Genomic DNA, 16,999 nt, shown 5'->3' with positions numbered 1-16,999 from the left:
TAACACAAATCGCTACTTTTTGTCAAATTAAAACTAAAATTATAGCAATTTTGAAGTTGTCATGTCAATGAAAAATTATCCTTTTTTCACTTTTATTATGTGGGAAATTGTAAAAAAGTATGTATGCTTGCCAATAATCTTTTTTTAAGCATAAGAAAACTCCAGCAAACAGGCTGGAGTTTTCTTATTGGGTAAAGGTTTGTGATTTAATCGGCATGCCAGTCCGCAAGAACCCTTTTGTTTCGACCCCGCCCAATCCTTCCCGGCCCGTGAGCGTGTTCCGCAGGACGTCCATCACATTTACATGTTCCATGAAGGAAGTCATGCTGATCTTGGATACGATATAAACAGGATCCAGGGCGTGTATATTGATCCTTGCCGGTGAGCTTGCAAAATTACTGCCCGCTTTTATCAATGACTCAAAATGAGATTGGCATGCTCCTGCAAAAATCATTAAATGATCAAGCTGAGGATAATTTCTCCGAATTTCTCTTACAGTTCTTACAAAGAATTTAGTATGCCGATAAGCCTGCATATCATCAATTGATCCTTTGTTCTTCATGTAGGCGTCATGCCCGGTGATGACCAGGATATCCGGCCGCACTTCATCAACAAGAGCGGGAACTTTTTCAGGCATTTCTGTTTCCTTCAGATGGATCCCATATACAGGAACACCAAGCCGCTTATAGAGCTCAAGGCATTTGCTTAAATAGAGGGGATCACCATCTACGTGAAGAACCCGGCCGGGCAGCTCGAAATACGATTGGTCATATTCATAGCCGTTTGTTGAAAGGTATTCTCTCTTCTGCCTGAGCAGGTAGTAATCCTGCCTGAACAGTTTATAGGAGGACTCTTCCTTTTCCTGCCCCGCCTGCCGCCTTTCGTGCTGCTGCTGCGGAGACATGGTTACAAGATCAGCAACCGGAGCATCGGCAATTAGTCTCATCTCTTCACCGGCAAGATCTGCCACTGTTTTATCTTCATTGAACCCTACAATTCGAAACAATAGATCACATTTATATGACGTCCTGCCAACCACTGATCCGATTTCAAGTTTCATCGAACTCCCCCTGTTTGGAGAAAAGTACAAATCCCAGTTACATCATCCTTTTTAAAGATATGTCGCCGGGATTAGAAACATGAGTCTCATTTTAGAAGGGGAGCTAAAGCGTCTGCAAGTTTTGCAAATTCTTCGATGGTCAGGGTCTCGCCTCTTCGTTTTGGATCGATCTGAATTTCATCAAAAACTTCTTGGAGCTCTTCTCTCTTCTCTTTTAATGGAAGGTTATTCAGCAAGTTGTTCCAAAGTGTTTTTCTTCTTTGGCCAAAAGAGGAACGAATCACTTCAAAGAAGAAGGTTTCATCCTTCACTTGAACAGGCGGCTCTTTTCTCAGGGTCAGCCTGATAACGGCAGAGTCCACGTTAGGCGCCGGCACAAAAACCGTTTTAGGCACTTTCAGAACCGTTTCTGCTTCCGCATAGTACTGTACAGCAATCGACAAGGAATTGTAATCCTTCGTTCCCGGTTTAGCTGCAAGCCTGTCCGCTACCTCCTTTTGGATCATACAGACGATTCCCCGGATCGGAAGCTTTTCCGTTAAGAGCTTCATAATGATTGGTGTGGTCACATAATAAGGAAGATTTGCCACAACCATAATATCCTCTATCCCTTCAAACTCTTGTCCTATCACTTGAGAAACATCCGCCTCAAGAATATCAGAATGAATAACTTTTACATGAGGATAAGGCTCCAGCGTCTCGCTTAAGATGGGAAGCAGCCGCTGGTCAATCTCAAAAGCAACGACCTTTTTTGCCTGGCGAGCGATATGCTCTGTCAACGCACCAATTCCCGGCCCGATTTCTATAGCCCCGGATTCCTCTGTTAAATCAGCCTGGGCAACGATATTGTTCAGTATATTACGGTCAATCAAAAAGTTCTGACCGAGACTTTTTTTAAATGTGAAGCCATGTTTCTTCAGTATGGCTTTTGTACTTTGCGGATTTGAGATATCCTTCATCTTTCCTGTTCCTCCTGTAAAATTTCCTTCATGGCATCAGCAAATTGCTGTTCAGTAATCTGAAACATCATCAAGCGCTTGTGCAGCTGCTTTCCGTTCATATATCCGATCTTTAAGCTCTTTCCAAGCTTTTCTCTTCTGGCTTTTGCCTGCTGTCCGCCGATTAGCCCTGCTGTTACAAGATCGTTCCATGAAATTTTTTCCGTTTCTTCTATATATTCTTCTTTTACATGACGCAGTGCTTCTCTTATTGAATCCTTTGAGGCATGCTCCACTCCAATGCCTTTTTTATTTCTTGCCATCGCTTCCTTTTTGGGAAGAAATGCATGCTTGCAACCGGGTATCTTGTTTGAAATAATTTTCCGGATGCGCTCCCCCGGATAATCAGGATCTGTAAACACGATAACCCCTCTTTTTTCCTGAGCAAGCCTGATCTGTTCTATCGTTTCATCACTTATTTCTGAACCGTTTGTTTCAATGGTGTCCGCATTGACCGCATTCTGTATCACGATGGTATCACTTTTTCCTTCAACCACAATTATTTCTTTAATTTTCATGATTTCCTCCCAGGTCATGCAAAAAACTACTTCCTAGTATACCCTTACTTTCACTTAAGGAAAATAAAAAGCAGAGGATTGGCATCCATACCCGCTTTTGCGGGTATGGACACAGCTCCCCTGCTTCTCTTCTATATCTGGAATTTAGCTTTATTTAATAATTTTAACTCTTACCGTTTTTCTTCCCCATTTGACAGCCTCTGACTGAGAGGAGAAGAAAACATCGATGCGATTGCCATTGATGGCACCGCCTGTATCAGAAGCGATAGCATAGCCATAGCCTTCTACATACACTTTGCTCCCAAGCGGAATGACTTTTGGGTCTACCGCGATGACTTTCGCATTAGGATTGGCGTGAAGGTTCAGGCCTGTCCTCGTCTTGCCCGAACATCCGGCGCAGCTCGCAGTGTAAGCGGTACTTGTAACATAAAGTTCCTTGCCTCCGGAAGGAGCACTCTTTCCGCGCGAAACCGTAACAGGTTTCGGCTTTGTGCCTTCGGCTATTACCTTATCTGAACTATCTTCCAATGTTTTTTTACTTTTTAATTTTCGGGAAACCTCTTTCCCGTTTTCAAGTACGACCTCATACTTTTTCGATACCCGGCCTTTGGAGCCCGGTTCTACCACTTTCTCTTTTCCTTTTGCCAGTTTTCCGTCTTTACGGGTGACGGTAGCAAACGGCGTATCTTCTTCCACTACATCGGTGACCTTTTCTACTCTGATGATATTAACCTTCATGTCGTTGTTTAACTTCGTCTCTTTAGCGGGCTCTACCCGGTCAAGATCCCCTAGTTTCACTTTGTTTTGTTTTAAAAGGTCAGCGACCGTAGTCGAAGTGGTCCAAACTTGCTTTTCTTTTCCGCCTACAACAAGGTCAACTGAGACAGCTTGCTGAAGGTTTATGTGCTGCTGAGTTTTGAGCGGCGTTGCTAAACCAGGCTTAAGTTTATCATGCTGGTTCACGCTGATATTGCGTTCGCCTAAAAATTCTTTAACAGTGCTGGCTGTTGACCAAACCGATTGTTTTTCTCCATCCTGCGTAAAGTTAATTTTATGTGCAGGTGTATACTCAATCTTCATGCCGTTTTTAAGCGGCTCGTTTAATCCTGGTTCCACCTCATCATGGCGGTTAACCGATATACCATAGTCAGAAAGTGCATCCCTAACATTTTCTGCGTGTGAACTAAACGATTTCTCTTTCCCATCAACCATGATCATAACGTCGGTTTTCGAAGTTTCATAGCTTACGAAACCTGTTGTTACAGCCAGAACGATGATCGCGGCAGCAGCCATTACGAGCTTTTTCGTGAAGAAATCATAAAAAAGCTTACTCTTGCTCCTGTTCATGTCATCCATTCCCCCTTTACAAGGATTGAAGTATATTCGTTGAATAATTCGTTGTCAAATCCCCCCTCTTATGCAAATTAATTACACAAGCCCAATTATGTAAGGAAAAAGGGTGAAAAGGGAAGGAAAACCGTTCGACAGTTTCCTCTTCCGTAATGTTGATTTTGCTGGATTTACAACGTTTTTCGCCTGTTTTTTTCTCTTTTCGACAAAACCGGTCAGCGATTGATGCCGAATAATTGTCTGGCATTGTCGGAAGTTTTTTTAACTAAATCTTCCAGAGGCATTTCTCTTAACTCGGCGATAGCCTCAGCTACGTACTTTACATATGATGGTTCATTTCGCTTGCCCCTGAGCGGATGGGGACTTAGGTAAGGACAATCCGTTTCGATAAGGAGCCGGTTGATCGGGATCTCTTTCGCCACTTCTTTTGGCTTCTTGGCATTTTTAAATGTAACTGGCCCGCCAAAAGAAATGTAGAAGTTCATGTCTAAACACTGTTTAGCAACCTCCAGGCTGCCGCTGTAACAGTGCATGATTCCGCCAACTTCCTCGGCACCTTCGCTTTTAAGAATATCAACGACATCCTGTGTCGCATCGCGATTATGAATAATAATCGGAAGCTTCACTTTCTTAGCCAGTTGAATCTGTTGGCGAAAGACATCTTTCTGAACATCTTCCGGTGATTTATCCCAATGGTAATCCAGCCCCATCTCACCTAAAGCCACCACTTTGGGGTGAGCTGCGAGTTCTTCGATCCACTGTAAATCTTCCGGTGTCATATCCACCGCGTCCACGGGGTGCCATCCTACAGCTGCATAGATAAAATCATATGTATCAGCCAACTTTATAGCGCCTTTGATTGTCGGCCGGTCAAACCCAACGACAACAATATGTGAAATTCCTTCATCCAAAGCTCTTTGTATTACCTCTTCAAGATCTTCTTCAAACTGAATTGCATTTAAATGTGCGTGTGTATCAAACATGAAGAAAGCCCTCCTAATTAATACTTTCACAGTTTATCATACCTTTGTCCTATAACACCAAGACGTCTGGATAACAATTGCATTACAGTTTTATTACATACTGGAAATAACATGCCCCATTTGACCCCTGGTAAAATTAAAAAAGGGAACCCTTTTAGGCTCCCCTTTCACGCGTACTTTATTTGACTTTTGCTCCATTCGGCAAGCTTTGATCGACCGTTGCCAATGTCAGCTGATCTCCGGCTGAACCAGCGAGGATCATGCCTTCTGACAGTTCTCCCCGGAGTTTTACCGGTTTAAGGTTGGTGACGCAAATGACTTTTTGTCCTATCAAGTCTTCAGGTCGGTAATACTTTGCAATACCTGAGACAACCTGCCTTTTCTCATAACCGAGATCTAGCTGAAGCTTCAAGAGTTTGTCCGCTTTTTTCACTGGCTCCGCCTCGATGACTTGAGCCACTCGAAGGTCAACTTTCATAAAATCATCGATCGAGATCTCAGCTGTTTCTTCTTTTTCAACGATAGCTACTGGCGCCTTCTCTTCTTGCTCTGCAGCAGTTGCACCACCCATAGACTGCTGAATATAGCTCACTTCTTCCTCAGTTTCAAGACGAGGGAAGATTGGATTTCCTTTTTGAACCTTTGTTCCTTCCGGCAGTTTTCCAAATTCATAGACGGTGTTCCAGTCTGTAAGCTCACCTTCCTGGATCCCAAGCTGTCCCCAGATTTTCGCAGGCGCATTTGTCAGGAACGGCTGAATCAATACGGAAACTATACGGATGGACTCCGCCAAATGATACATGACTGCTGCCAGAGCCTTTTTGTCTTCTTCATTTTTTGCCAGGATCCAAGGCTGGGTTTCATCGATATATTTATTCGTGCGGCTGATCAATTGCCAGATGCTGCTTAAAGCCACCGAAAACTCCATGTTCTCCAAAGATTCTTCTGCCTTTTTAACGGTATTCTGAACAAAATCAACAAGAGTCTGATCAAAGTTCGTCACATTGCCTTCGTAGTCAGGAATGGCGCCATCAAAGTATTTATTGATCATCGCCACCGTACGGTTCACAAGATTGCCCAGGTCATTGGCAAGGTCATGGTTCACCCGGTCTACAAAGCTTTCAGGCGTGAACACGCCGTCAGAACCAAAAGGAACTTCACGGAGAAGATAATAGCGCAGGGCATCCAATCCATATCGGTCGATCAAGGTTACCGGATCGACAACGTTTCCTTTGGATTTGGACATTTTTCCGTCCTTCATAAGCAGCCAGCCGTGGGCAAAGACTTTTTTGGGAAGCGGAAGGTCCAGTGCCATCAGCATGATCGGCCAGTAAATCGTATGGAACCTGACGATCTCTTTCCCGACGAGATGAACATTTGCCGGCCAGAATTTTTTATACTTTTCATCGTTTTCTGATCCATAACCGAGCGCTGTAATATAATTGGAAAGCGCATCAATCCACACATAGATAACATGCTTCGGATTGCCGGGCACCTTCACACCCCAGTCGAAAGACGTACGGGAAACCGCGAGATCCTCTAACCCAGGCTTGATAAAGTTATTGATCATCTCATTTTTGCGGGATTCCGGCTGAATGAACTCCGGATTCTCTTCATAGAACTGAAGAAGCCTGTCCGCATACTTGCTCATATTAAAGAAATAGCTCTCTTCCTTTACGCGCTTTACTTCTCTTCCGCAGTCCGGGCATTTTCCGTCGACAAGCTGAGTCTCAGTGAAGAAGGATTCACACGGCGTACAGTACCAGCCTTCATACTCGCCAAGGTAAATATCTCCTTGATCAAGAAGCCGCTTAAAGATTTTCTCTACACCCTCTTTATGCCTGTCTTCGGTTGTACGGATGAAGTCATCGTAAGATATATCGAGTTTCTGCCAAAGATCTTTGATCCCCGTCACGATTTCATCTACATATTGCTGCGGAGTTACTCCGTTCTCTTCCGCCTTCTGCTGAATTTTTTGGCCATGCTCATCTGTTCCAGTCAAATACATAACTTCATAACCTTTTAAGCGTTTATATCTTGCCAAGGCATCGCCCGCTACTGTGGTGTACGCGTGGCCGATATGGAGTTTTCCGCTTGGATAATATATTGGTGTTGTAATATAAAATGTTTTTTCTCCCATAATGAATTCCTCCGGTTAAAAAATTTAATAAACTATGAAAAAAGCCCCTGCAAAAAGAGGGACATTTTATTTACAGAAAAAAGTGACTGCTCATTTCGACTTTCAAATTTGTCAGTTCTATGAAAAGTGTAAAAAAATGTTTGTTCTGGGACATAAAATACAAAACAAGTGCGAAATCACTTATGTAAATACTTTCATTATGCTCTTTTCTTCACTCAAAATATACCTAATCCCGTAAAGTCATGTCAAGGTAAACAGGATGTACGGTGAAGAATAGGCTAAGGGAGTATTTTTTAAAAGTCAGTTTTGTCGAATAATGACGAATTTATCAAGAATAATTCCCAGTAATTTTTTTGAAAAACAAGAATAATTTTCTAAACCTATTTTTACCTGTTTGTAAAGATAATCTGGTATGATTGAACTTATAGAAAAACGGGTAAATAGATAGAGAAATTTTTGTTTGCAAAATAGTTGACCTCATCTGGAAATATTGTTATGATGAATCCGTAAGATTTTGTCGAATTCTGACGATTATATATATAATTAATATTAGGATTTAAATATCTACTATTCGGGAGGAGATTACTAAAATGAAATCTACAGGTATTGTTCGTAAAGTTGATGAACTAGGACGTGTGGTAATTCCAATCGAATTACGACGCACACTCGGAATTGCTGAAAAAGACGCACTTGAAATCTACGTTGATGATGACCGCATCATCCTTAAAAAATACAAGCCCAATATGACTTGTGCAGTAACCGGGGAAGTTTCTGATGACAACTACTCACTTGCTGGCGGCAAAATCATTCTTAGCCCAGAAGGCGCACAAGAAATCATGAATGAACTTCAAAAACAACTTCAAGCAACAAAATAAGGATTGAAAGAGCCTCCTGATGACAGGAGGCTCTTTTTTATGTGTTTAGCTTTCATTTTCAACGTGATAGGCTTGGTATACTTCTCGCTTTGGCAGATTTCGGTCTGCCGCTGCTTTTTTTACCGCTTCTTTACTTTTTAGCTGTTCTTTATCGATGTAATGCTGGACGTGTTCAACAAGCGTCAGAGGATCCCACCACTGAGATTCTGCCTTTTCTTCAGGTGCATCTGACGAGCCTTCCACCACCAGGCAAAACTCGCCTCTGATCTCTGTTTCCTTAGTCCAATCCACCACCGTGCTTAATGGGCCTCTGATGAACTCCTCATATTTCTTTGTCAATTCTCTCGCCATTGAAACACTCCGCTCACCCAAAATGTCATGCATAATGGATAAGGTTTCTTTCAGCCGATGGGGAGACTCATAAAAGATCATCGTAAATGGAAAGGACTTGAGCCGCTCAAGCTGTTCTTTCTTTTCTTTCTTGCCCCGTGGCAAAAATCCGTAAAAGTAAAAATCCTTCGTATTAAGTCCTGAAGCAATTAATGAAGATAATGCCGCATTCGCCCCGGGGAGAGGAACAACAGGGATCTTTTCCTCCAGTGCGCTCACAACAAGTTCATAACCCGGATCGGAAATGGCCGGTGTTCCTGCATCTGATACAAGTGCCACTGTTTTTCCTTCTTTCAGCAGGTCGATTAGCTTCATGCCGCTCACTTCTTTATTATGTTCATGGTAGCTGAAAAGAGGGGTCTGGATCTCAAAGTAATTGCAGAGCTTTTTCGTCTGCCTCGTATCTTCCGCTCCTATGTAATCAGCTTCCTTTAAAATCCGTATCGCACGAAAAGTCATGTCCTCCAGATTTCCAATCGGCGTAGGAACTAAATAGAGTAAACCTGTTTCATGACCGCTCTGATAGCTGTTCTGCTGCCACATGGTATACAGCGCCTCCTTCCTTGATCAAGTGTTCCTTCTCTTTCTTCGTCATTCTTTTTATTCGGTATTCTGCTTTCATCGCATCTTCTTTAGTTGGAAAATCAGCGGAGAAAACAAGCTGCAGCGGAGCTCTCCCTCTTGTGTACTTTGCTCCCTTTCCTGATTCATGAGCCAGTACCCGCTTTTCCAGGTTATTGGTATAGCCGGTATAGAGGGTATCATCACTGCACTTCAGAATATAAACATAAAATTTATTTTCCATAGAAGACCTTCTTCAATTCTTCCGTATATTGCCCGTCTTTTCCATACACGGTCAGCGGGGGGAGAATATGAAGATCAGGCTTGCCGTCCTTCATTCCCTCGACAAGAAGCATGTTCGCCTCACCGCCATGCTTTGGATAAACAAACTGCAGCCTTTTGGGCTCAAGCCTATATTTTCTCATCAGGCTCAAAATATCCATCAGCCGCTGAGGACGGTGGACGAACGCAGCTTTACCTCCCTGCTTTACCAGCTTGCTGCTCACTGAGATCACATCTTCAAGTGTACAATGAATCTCGTGCCTGGCTACCGCCAAATGAGGATTCTCATTATAATCTTTTTCATTTACCGAGGAAAAATACGGCGGATTGCACACGACCGTATCAAACTTTCCTGTACCAAGCTTTCCAGGAAGATTGATGATGTTGTCTGTCAGTATTGAAACCTGATCCTGCATCCCATTAACTTCCACGCTACGGCCGGCCATATCACTCAGCCGTTCCTGAATCTCTACTCCTGTGATGGCAGCCTTCGAACGCTGTGTCAATAACAAGGCGACGGCTCCGTTTCCTGTGCAAAGATCGATAATGTTTCCCTTTTGAATGGGTACGTAGGCAAACCTGCTCAGCAGTACGGCATCCAGAGAAAAAGAAAAGACGGATGGGCTCTGTATGATTTTCAAAGATTCATCAACTAGATAGTCTAACCGTTCGTCTCCTTTTAACAGGTTTTCCATTACATCACTCTTTCTGCTTCACTTTTTTCTTTGGCTTTGTTAAAGCATATTGTTGATTTCCTATCATATTGGGCATCGCATACTGATGTTAAAAGAGGCCCTCAAGTCCTTTTCTCTAATAATAAGGGGTGATCGCTGACGATGATAAGAGCCGGCTGATTTGTGAAACAAATGAAGCGCCAGAAAAGCAGATGGGGAAAAAGCTTGCTTATACCCTTTAGCTTTTCAGAAGGCGGTTAATCACACCCTGCCCAAAATCAACAACATTGACGAACAGAGTTTTTCTTTAAACATAGAAAAGAGTCTTCCCCTTTGGAAAGACTCTTTATTTTTTATTAAGAAATGATAGACAGAACAGGCAGTCGCCCTCTGTTCGCACACTTCCATAATGAAGATTGCAAATATGAAATCCTTCTTGATACAGCCTGGCCAGGTTGTCATAGCCTTCCCCGATATCTGCCGATTCTTGTGGCAATGGCCGCTTTTTAACAGAGGAGTTGGATCCTTTTTTTTCCTGTGGCTTCAGAGCACTTCGCAAATTGTAATTTTCCATTTGCAGGTTGTGATTCTGTTCCAATAAGGCGACAAGGTCTGCTTTTAAGTCTCCAATTTGTTCCGTTAAAGCTGCCAATTGCTGCTCCATATGGGTCACCCGGGAAAAAATCTGATCTTTCTCCACGTGCTTTCCACCTCGTTATTCTGTAGCTTGCGTAAATAATTCCTTTTCTTTCATGAGCTCTTCAATTGTATATTCCGTTACTTTTTCAAGTTCCGGCAGTTCGACCTGTACAAGTTTCTCGAGCATATTCAATCCAACAACGCGACCTCTTCCATCTGGAGTGGCGATATGTTCACCCACATCTGGAAGCTCTCTTTTGACTTCTTCATAATAATCGTTTTCGTATTTTAAACAGCACATTAAACGGCCGCATAATCCAGAAATCTTTGCGGGGTTAAGCGATAGATTCTGGTCTTTGGCCATTTTAATTGATACGGGTTCAAAGTCACCAAGAAAAGTGGAACAGCACAGCATTCTTCCGCATGGGCCGATGCCTCCAAGCATTTTTGCTTCATCACGGACTCCGATTTGCCGAAGCTCGATCCGCGTTCGAAAAATGGAAGCGAGATCTTTAACCAGTTCCCTAAAATCGATGCGTCCATCTGCAGTGAAATAAAAAATGACTTTATTTCGGTCAAAGGTATATTCGACATCTACCAATTTCATGTCAAGCTTATGCTCGGTTATCTTTTCCGTACACAGTTCAAAAGCATTTTGGGCAGCTTTTTTGTTTTCATCTACCGCAAGTGTATCTTTCTCGTTTGCGCTTCTTACTACCTTTTTTAAAGGAAGTACAACATCATTCTCCCCAACTTGCTTCTTGTCTATGACGACTTTTCCGTACTCAATTCCGCGCGCTGTTTCAACAATTACGAATGTATCCTTTATGATATCAAGGTCGCCAGGATCGAAATAGTATATTTTTCCCGCTTTTTTAAAACGGACTCCGACTACTTCATACACAGGCTTTTATCCCTCCCGTAATCGTAACACCAGCTGCTCCATCAGGAGCTGGGGGTTTACGTTTGCACCTAGACGTTGCTTGGCTGTTAAGATAGCCAGCATTTTCTCACTGATTCTTTTCTGTGAGGTATGTAGAGCTTGCTGCTCTAACGCTTGCCGCTGATCGACAAATACCAGGTGCTCCGGCTCTGAAAGCTGTATAAATAAAAGATCTTTGTACCAGATCAGTAAAAGGCTTAATGCATTGTCGAGTTGATCTTTTTCCTTAAAAAACGACAACCAGTTATCCTGTAATGAAACAAATACCTGGCTGGGACGAGTTCTCAACTCTTCTGTTAATTGTATCACTTTGTCTCGTGCTTGTGCAAACCACTCTTGCCTACAAATTTCGAGTGCTTCTGACTTATCACTCGTTAATGCAGCTGCCATAGCAGCCATAGGCAAAGAGATATCCTCTTCCTGCAAAGATTTCATAAGCTGTTCTGGCGGAAGAGGAGAAAAGGAAACAACCTGAGATCTGGAAAGAATGGTCTCCAGCAGACGATGCACCTGTTCTGTCAATAAAAAGGCGATCGTGGATGACGTCGGTTCTTCCAAAAATTTAAGCAGGCTGTTTGCGGCCTGTACCGTCATACGATCGGCATGTTCAACAATGTATACTTTTTTATCTGATTCCATTCCATGATAAGCAAATTCCTTTTGCAGACCGCGGATTTGATCAATTTTAATGGATTGCCCTTCAGGCTGGACGATATGAACGTCCGGATGGTTTCCTGAGTCGATCCTCTTACAATCCTTACATACTCCGCATGGTTCAACACTTGTTGTTTCCCTGCACAAAAATGTTTTTGCGATCTGCAGGGCCATATCCATTTTTCCTGTTCCATGACCCCCCTCAAACACATAAGCATGAGCGAGACGATCCTTCTTAACACTATTCGTTAACATTTTTACAACTCTTGGCTGCCGTTCACTTAATTGTTCCCAGCTCATTTTTTCCACCTACGTATACAGATTAATCAAAAGACCTTTGACTTCACCGATCTTATCGAGCAGGCCGATTGATTTTTCTTCCTTTTTTAACATCAAATCTGTCATTTCCAGAAGCTTCGTATCTACTTCTTGGACAAGTCTCGTGGTCTGCTGCCTTCCCTGGCTGTTCCAGCCGCGGCTCTGTTTCAGATTCATGCCAAAATCAACAGCTTCTTTTACAAAACGCTGCACAAGCTGTTTATACTGATTAAAATCTCTCATGGTCTGATACTGAGCAAGCCGCTGCCCCTGCTTCTCTACGTCCTTAAAAAGAGTGCCGAGCTGATCGGACTGCAGCTTTTCCTGATGGCTCGTAACAGCTTCTCCAAAAGCATGTCCGCTTTTTCCGCTGAGCTTTCCTTCTTTTTGTTTCGTATCGATTAAAGGGCGGGGATCTTGGCCAATTTTCATTTTGATTCCTCCGTCATTTTAAAACTGCTGAAAGCTTTCCACAGGAAGAACAAATACAGTGGCTCCTCCAACTTCTACTTCAACAGGATAGGGAACGTATGCATCAGCATTACCGCCCATCGGCGATACAGGGGCAACCAGCTGATTGCGGCTCTTGCAGTTCTCTTTGATGATGTCCATTACACGATCCACTTGCTGATCTTCCACACCAATCATGAACGTCGTATTCCCTGCTTTAAGGAAGCCTCCGGTCGTCGCCAGCTTGGTCGCACGGAACTCATGTTTAACAAGCGCATCCGCCAAACGGCTGCTATCCTTATCCTGAACCACTGCAATGATCATTTTCATACTTTTTCCCTCCTGTAATTTATTAGTTATATCGGTTCGTTAGAAGAAGTTTAATATCCTTTTTGATGACATCAAAAACCTGGTCTATAGTCTGGTTTCCATCCACAAGAAGAAAACGTTCCTTGTTTTCTGAATAAATTTCCCTAAATCCTGATCTTACTCTCTCATGGTACTCCAGCTGTTTCTGCTCTATACGGTCAAGTCCTTCTTCAGTATATCGGCTGACCATCCGTTCCCTCCCTGCTTCAGGAGAAATATCGATGAGGTAGCTTCGGTCCGGGCTTAATCCACCTGTTGCAAAGCGATTGATCGCCGTGACATCCACTACAGGAATACCGAGTCCATAGGCTTGATAAGCAATGGACGCATCGACAAAGCGGTCACACAGTACCAGTTTGCCCTCTTGCAACGCCGGAACAATTTTTTCTTTCACATGCTGCGCACGTGAAGCAGCATACAGCAGCACTTCCGTCTCATCCGCCATTTCTGGGTGAGCCGGATCTAAAATCAAAGAGCGGATCCGGTCGCTGACCGCTGTTCCTCCCGGTTCACGGGTTAAAAGATATGGAATACGGCTTTCTTCTAAATAATCAGCCAGTTTTTTAATCTGTGTTGATTTTCCTGAGCCATCCGGGCCCTCTATCGTAATAAATAATCCGTTCACGTCTATTCTTCCTTCTGTTCAGCATATACGTTTATTTTTTTGCCTTGGCCGCCCTGAAAACGGGCGCCATGCTCTAATAGATATTGATAGTTTTTCACCAGTTCATCAGTAATTCGTTCTCCCTTGGCAATCAAAGGAATGCCAGGCGGATATGGAATAACAGACTGGGCAGCTATGTGCCCGGAAGAGTGGGATATCCATATCTCTGCACTCTCCATCTTAAGCATCTCTTTATAGCTTACTGCAAGGGCGCTGATGCCTGTCTCTTCCCTCTGTAAAGGGATGCGAGAATGTTCCTTGTGAAACATCCCGTCTGACAGGGCACCTTGAATGGTTTCAATCAATGCGCTGAGATTCGGTATCCTTCCAAGGGGCAGAACAAACAGGACATTCATGGGATCTGCGAGTTCCGTAAAAATCCCCTTCTCCTCTAACTTCTCCTGCAGCTCATATCCGGTAAGACCCGTCGTGCTCTGTACGGTAACTTTTAGAGGGTCCATCAGACAGCCGGCAGAAGCCGGCAGCACATTTAGTTGAGGAATACGGTTCAGAGCTTTCCGGAAATGATCACCATCTTTTTTTATTTCATTAAAATCCCTTCGAGTCAGGCTGGCTAAATAGGCTCTGGCTAAATCCAGCGAGGCCATGATGGGATAAGATGGCGAACTGGATTGAAGGGCTTGTAAATAATGTTTTACCCTCTTTTCATCAATACGAAAACTGTTGAAATGCAAGTACGCACCCATGGTCATAGCAGGCAGTGTTTTATGAGCAGAATGAACAACCATGTCAGCTCCAGCTTCAAGAGCACTTTCGGGAAACTGCCCATCCCGTCCAAAGTGGGCTCCATGGGCCTCATCCACCAGTACAACCAGTCCGTTCTCGTGCAAATAAGGAATTATTTCCTTAAGATCCACCGACATTCCATAATAGTTGGGGTTAGTCAGCATAATCCCTTTGGCTGCCGGAAACTTCCTTACACCTTCTTTTACCACTTCAAGAGTAAGACCAGTGGCAAACTGGCCAACTGGATCGATGCCCGGTGAGAGAAACACCGGCCGCAGCCCTGCCAGCTCAAGCCCGTTTAAGACAGACTTATGGCAATTGCGCTGAACGAACACTACATCATTCTCTTGAAAAGCGGACAAAAGCATGACCAGGTTTCCCGCTGTACTTCCTCCCACTAAAAAATAACTGGAATTAACGCCATACAAGGAAGCCGTCAACGCTTGCGCCTCCTGAATGGCTTCAGATGGTTCATGCAGATCATCCAGTCCAGTCAGCTCTGTCACATCTATAGGAAGAACTGAGGCAAAGGCTTTGTTTTGATTGCCGCCAATACCGATGGCTCCATTTTTATGACCCGGAACATGAAAGGACCATTTTGTTTTATGGCTATGCCGTATGAGGGCATCATATAAGGGGGTTCTTTGTTCATTTATCATGTGCAATCCTTTTTTCTTGCATGAAGTTACGTTTATCCTTCTATTTTAGCATACCTCAAACCTCTCTGCTTTTCGCTCCAAAGAGAAAAACAGGCCATGTTGGCCTGTTTTATACAGAAGAATTAACTAATTTTAGTTTTCTTAATTGATTTAAATAGTGTTTGTAATACTCGTCATTGGTTTCAGCAGAAACTATTTTTTTCTCGCAGTCCATACAAATGTATTGATGTAAAATATGAATACCGGTCTGCTTATGCTCCTCGCATATTAAACACATTTCCCCTGTTGGTTTCAATGATGATTTCATTTCCATCCACCTCCATTACTTCATTCTTTCCAGAGTTCCTCCGCTCTATACTCTCGTACCTTATTAATCTTCGTTTCTGTTTAGGCTCTAGTTCAATGTATGTGAAACAGAATTTGTTCGTGTCTGTCTTGGAAAATTAAAGCCTTCCCGTCCGATTCAGTGAAATAAATGTTCTATGCTCGAAGAACAAGATGGTAAAAGTAGTGGCTTCTGACTGAATGATTGGATTCCGTTGGCTAAATGATTGTTACTTGCGGGTTTGTACGGTTTTCATGCGGCTTTGGCCCTTTTACGTGCGACTTTTCAGCCTTTACATGCCAAACCCATCATTGTCATAAAAAAGAACATACAAAAAAGCACTGCTGAAATCAATCCAACAGTGCTTCGTTCATGCCCGGCAACGTCCTAATTATACAGGGGAAAGCCCCCAACTCCCATCAGCACTGAAGGGCTTAACTTCCGTGTTCGGTAGGGGAACGGATGTGACCTCTTCGCTATTGCTAACCACCGAATATCCCTTGCTCCGAGCACGACCCAGGCGGCGATATGCAAACCACCTTATTTGGTTGATCCCTCGATGGTTTTATGAAAAATAGAACAAGTAATTAGTTTGTATAGGCTTTATTTTTTCGCTTTCTCTTTGAAAATCATCTTTTTGTGGCTAATGGATACGGTTTTGAAGGTTCTGCTTTGTTGTCCGGGAGCGTTACTTGCGGAATTGGAGGGTTTACTTGCGGCTTTGGCTCGTTTACTTGCGGTTCGACAGAGTTTACTTGCGATTTCACACCCGTTACTTGCGGTTCGACAAGGTTTACTTGCCTATCACGTCATTTTCATAAAAAAACATACAAAAAAGCACTGCTGGAATCTTTCCAACAGTGCTTCGTTCATGCCTGGCAACGTCCTACTCTTACAGGGGGAAGCCCCCAACTACCATCGGCGCTGAAGAGCTTAACTTCCGTGTTCGGTATGGGAACGGGTGTGACCTCTTCGCTATCGCCACCAGACTATACGGTTTGTGATCAACGGCGATCTTCTTCGTCAGCGCACTCCTCCTCTTCCTCATGTACGTTTAGGTACACTCCGGAGAGTCGTCGTTTGCTTCCTTGAATATCTTGTCGCTGACAAACCTTATTTTGAGGTATATTCCCTCAAAACTAGATAACTTTTCATCCAAACTTTCACTGATGCTAACGTCCAGCTCCATGAACCATATCCTCGAGATCGTTTCAATCCCTCCTACGAACACCAAAAACGTGTTCTCGTCAGGATCTCCAACGCTTGTCGGATTTAAACGGTTCATACCGCTTTTGTTAATAAGGATAAGCCCTCGACCGATTAGTATCTGTCAGCTCCACGTGTCACCACGCTTCCACACCAGACCTATCAACCTCATCATCTCTAAGGGGTCTTACTCA

The 16,999-nt window shown here is 43.4% G+C and carries 18 protein-coding genes and 3 rRNA genes; 1 reads left to right on the top strand and 20 read right to left on the bottom strand.

What is annotated here, in order from left to right:
• Window positions 1-184: 184 nt before the first annotated feature.
• The 6 genes from yabG to metG form a co-directional block, all read right to left on the bottom strand.
• Entirely contained in the window at window positions 185-1,060 is an 876-nt protein-coding gene (yabG, locus tag M1K46_RS23300; protein ID WP_053356270.1) for a sporulation peptidase YabG, read from the bottom strand.
• Between the two features lie 86 nt (window positions 1,061-1,146).
• Window positions 1,147-2,019 (bottom strand): 16S rRNA (adenine(1518)-N(6)/adenine(1519)-N(6))-dimethyltransferase RsmA, encoded by an 873-nt coding sequence (gene rsmA / locus M1K46_RS23295; RefSeq protein WP_053356271.1) that lies wholly within the window; start codon window positions 2,017-2,019, stop codon window positions 1,147-1,149.
• Window positions 2,016-2,576, bottom strand: coding sequence for a ribonuclease M5 (rnmV, locus tag M1K46_RS23290; RefSeq protein ID WP_062240387.1), 561 nt, complete (start codon window positions 2,574-2,576; stop codon window positions 2,016-2,018). The genes rsmA and rnmV overlap by 4 nt, the downstream gene beginning before the upstream one ends.
• A gap of 150 nt (window positions 2,577-2,726) precedes the next feature.
• Entirely contained in the window at window positions 2,727-3,923 is a 1,197-nt protein-coding gene (locus M1K46_RS25700) for a G5 and 3D domain-containing protein (RefSeq protein ID WP_062240364.1), read from the bottom strand.
• 218 nt (window positions 3,924-4,141) lie between these two features.
• Window positions 4,142-4,909: a TatD family hydrolase gene (locus tag M1K46_RS23275; protein WP_256227859.1), complete on the bottom strand. Its 768-nt coding sequence runs from the start codon at window positions 4,907-4,909 to the stop codon at window positions 4,142-4,144.
• Between the two features lie 178 nt (window positions 4,910-5,087).
• Window positions 5,088-7,049, bottom strand: coding sequence for a methionine--tRNA ligase (metG, locus tag M1K46_RS23270; protein WP_256227858.1), 1,962 nt, complete (start codon window positions 7,047-7,049; stop codon window positions 5,088-5,090).
• A 590-nt stretch (window positions 7,050-7,639) separates the two neighbouring features.
• Between metG and M1K46_RS23265 the strand changes: the two genes are divergently transcribed.
• A complete protein-coding gene (locus tag M1K46_RS23265; RefSeq protein WP_053356275.1) occupies window positions 7,640-7,924 on the top strand; it encodes an AbrB/MazE/SpoVT family DNA-binding domain-containing protein in 285 nt (94 codons plus the stop codon).
• A gap of 45 nt (window positions 7,925-7,969) precedes the next feature.
• Here M1K46_RS23265 and rsmI read toward each other — a convergent pair whose 3' ends face one another.
• The 14 genes from rsmI to M1K46_RS23195 all read right to left on the bottom strand — a co-directional run.
• Window positions 7,970-8,857: a 16S rRNA (cytidine(1402)-2'-O)-methyltransferase gene (gene rsmI / locus M1K46_RS23260; protein WP_091010637.1), complete on the bottom strand. Its 888-nt coding sequence runs from the start codon at window positions 8,855-8,857 to the stop codon at window positions 7,970-7,972.
• On the bottom strand, window positions 8,823-9,119 hold the full coding sequence (locus M1K46_RS23255) for a GIY-YIG nuclease family protein (RefSeq protein WP_256227857.1): 297 nt from the start codon (window positions 9,117-9,119) through the stop codon (window positions 8,823-8,825). The genes rsmI and M1K46_RS23255 overlap by 35 nt, the downstream gene beginning before the upstream one ends.
• Complete coding sequence (locus M1K46_RS23250) at window positions 9,109-9,852, bottom strand: tRNA1(Val) (adenine(37)-N6)-methyltransferase (protein WP_256227856.1); 744 nt, start codon at window positions 9,850-9,852, stop codon at window positions 9,109-9,111. The genes M1K46_RS23255 and M1K46_RS23250 overlap by 11 nt, the downstream gene beginning before the upstream one ends.
• A 325-nt stretch (window positions 9,853-10,177) precedes the next feature.
• Window positions 10,178-10,531, bottom strand: coding sequence for a DNA replication initiation control protein YabA (gene yabA / locus M1K46_RS23245; RefSeq protein ID WP_053356279.1), 354 nt, complete (start codon window positions 10,529-10,531; stop codon window positions 10,178-10,180).
• 15 nt (window positions 10,532-10,546) lie between these two features.
• Window positions 10,547-11,374 carry a PSP1 domain-containing protein gene (locus M1K46_RS23240; RefSeq protein WP_053356280.1) on the bottom strand — a complete coding sequence of 276 codons (828 nt, stop codon included), beginning with the start codon at window positions 11,372-11,374 and terminating at the stop codon, window positions 10,547-10,549.
• Between the two features lie 6 nt (window positions 11,375-11,380).
• Entirely contained in the window at window positions 11,381-12,367 is a 987-nt protein-coding gene (gene holB, locus M1K46_RS23235; RefSeq protein ID WP_256227855.1) for a DNA polymerase III subunit delta', read from the bottom strand.
• 9 nt (window positions 12,368-12,376) lie between these two features.
• Window positions 12,377-12,817, bottom strand: coding sequence for a YaaR family protein (locus tag M1K46_RS23230; protein ID WP_091010633.1), 441 nt, complete (start codon window positions 12,815-12,817; stop codon window positions 12,377-12,379).
• 18 nt (window positions 12,818-12,835) lie between these two features.
• Window positions 12,836-13,165 (bottom strand): cyclic-di-AMP receptor, encoded by a 330-nt coding sequence (locus M1K46_RS23225; protein ID WP_053356283.1) that lies wholly within the window; start codon window positions 13,163-13,165, stop codon window positions 12,836-12,838.
• A gap of 22 nt (window positions 13,166-13,187) precedes the next feature.
• On the bottom strand, window positions 13,188-13,829 hold the full coding sequence (tmk, locus tag M1K46_RS23220; protein WP_256227854.1) for a dTMP kinase: 642 nt from the start codon (window positions 13,827-13,829) through the stop codon (window positions 13,188-13,190).
• 2 nt (window positions 13,830-13,831) lie between these two features.
• Entirely contained in the window at window positions 13,832-15,271 is a 1,440-nt protein-coding gene (locus tag M1K46_RS23215) for an aminotransferase class I/II-fold pyridoxal phosphate-dependent enzyme (RefSeq protein WP_256227876.1), read from the bottom strand.
• Window positions 15,272-15,383: 112 nt separating this feature from the next.
• On the bottom strand, window positions 15,384-15,581 hold the full coding sequence (locus M1K46_RS23210; RefSeq protein WP_256227853.1) for a sigma factor G inhibitor Gin: 198 nt from the start codon (window positions 15,579-15,581) through the stop codon (window positions 15,384-15,386).
• Between the two features lie 392 nt (window positions 15,582-15,973).
• A 5S ribosomal RNA gene (gene rrf, locus M1K46_RS23205) occupies window positions 15,974-16,093 on the bottom strand.
• A gap of 379 nt (window positions 16,094-16,472) precedes the next feature.
• Window positions 16,473-16,588 (bottom strand): 5S ribosomal RNA (gene rrf / locus M1K46_RS23200).
• Window positions 16,589-16,899: 311 nt separating this feature from the next.
• Window positions 16,900-16,999, bottom strand: a 23S ribosomal RNA gene (locus M1K46_RS23195); the annotation flags it as partial.

The organism is Fictibacillus sp. WQ 8-8 (assembly GCF_024494405.1).
Classification (GTDB): Bacteria; Bacillota; Bacilli; order Bacillales; family Fictibacillaceae; genus Fictibacillus_C; species Fictibacillus_C marinisediminis.
The sequence above is the reverse complement of the archived record's forward strand: the minus strand, read 5'-3'. Positions and strand labels throughout refer to the sequence as shown.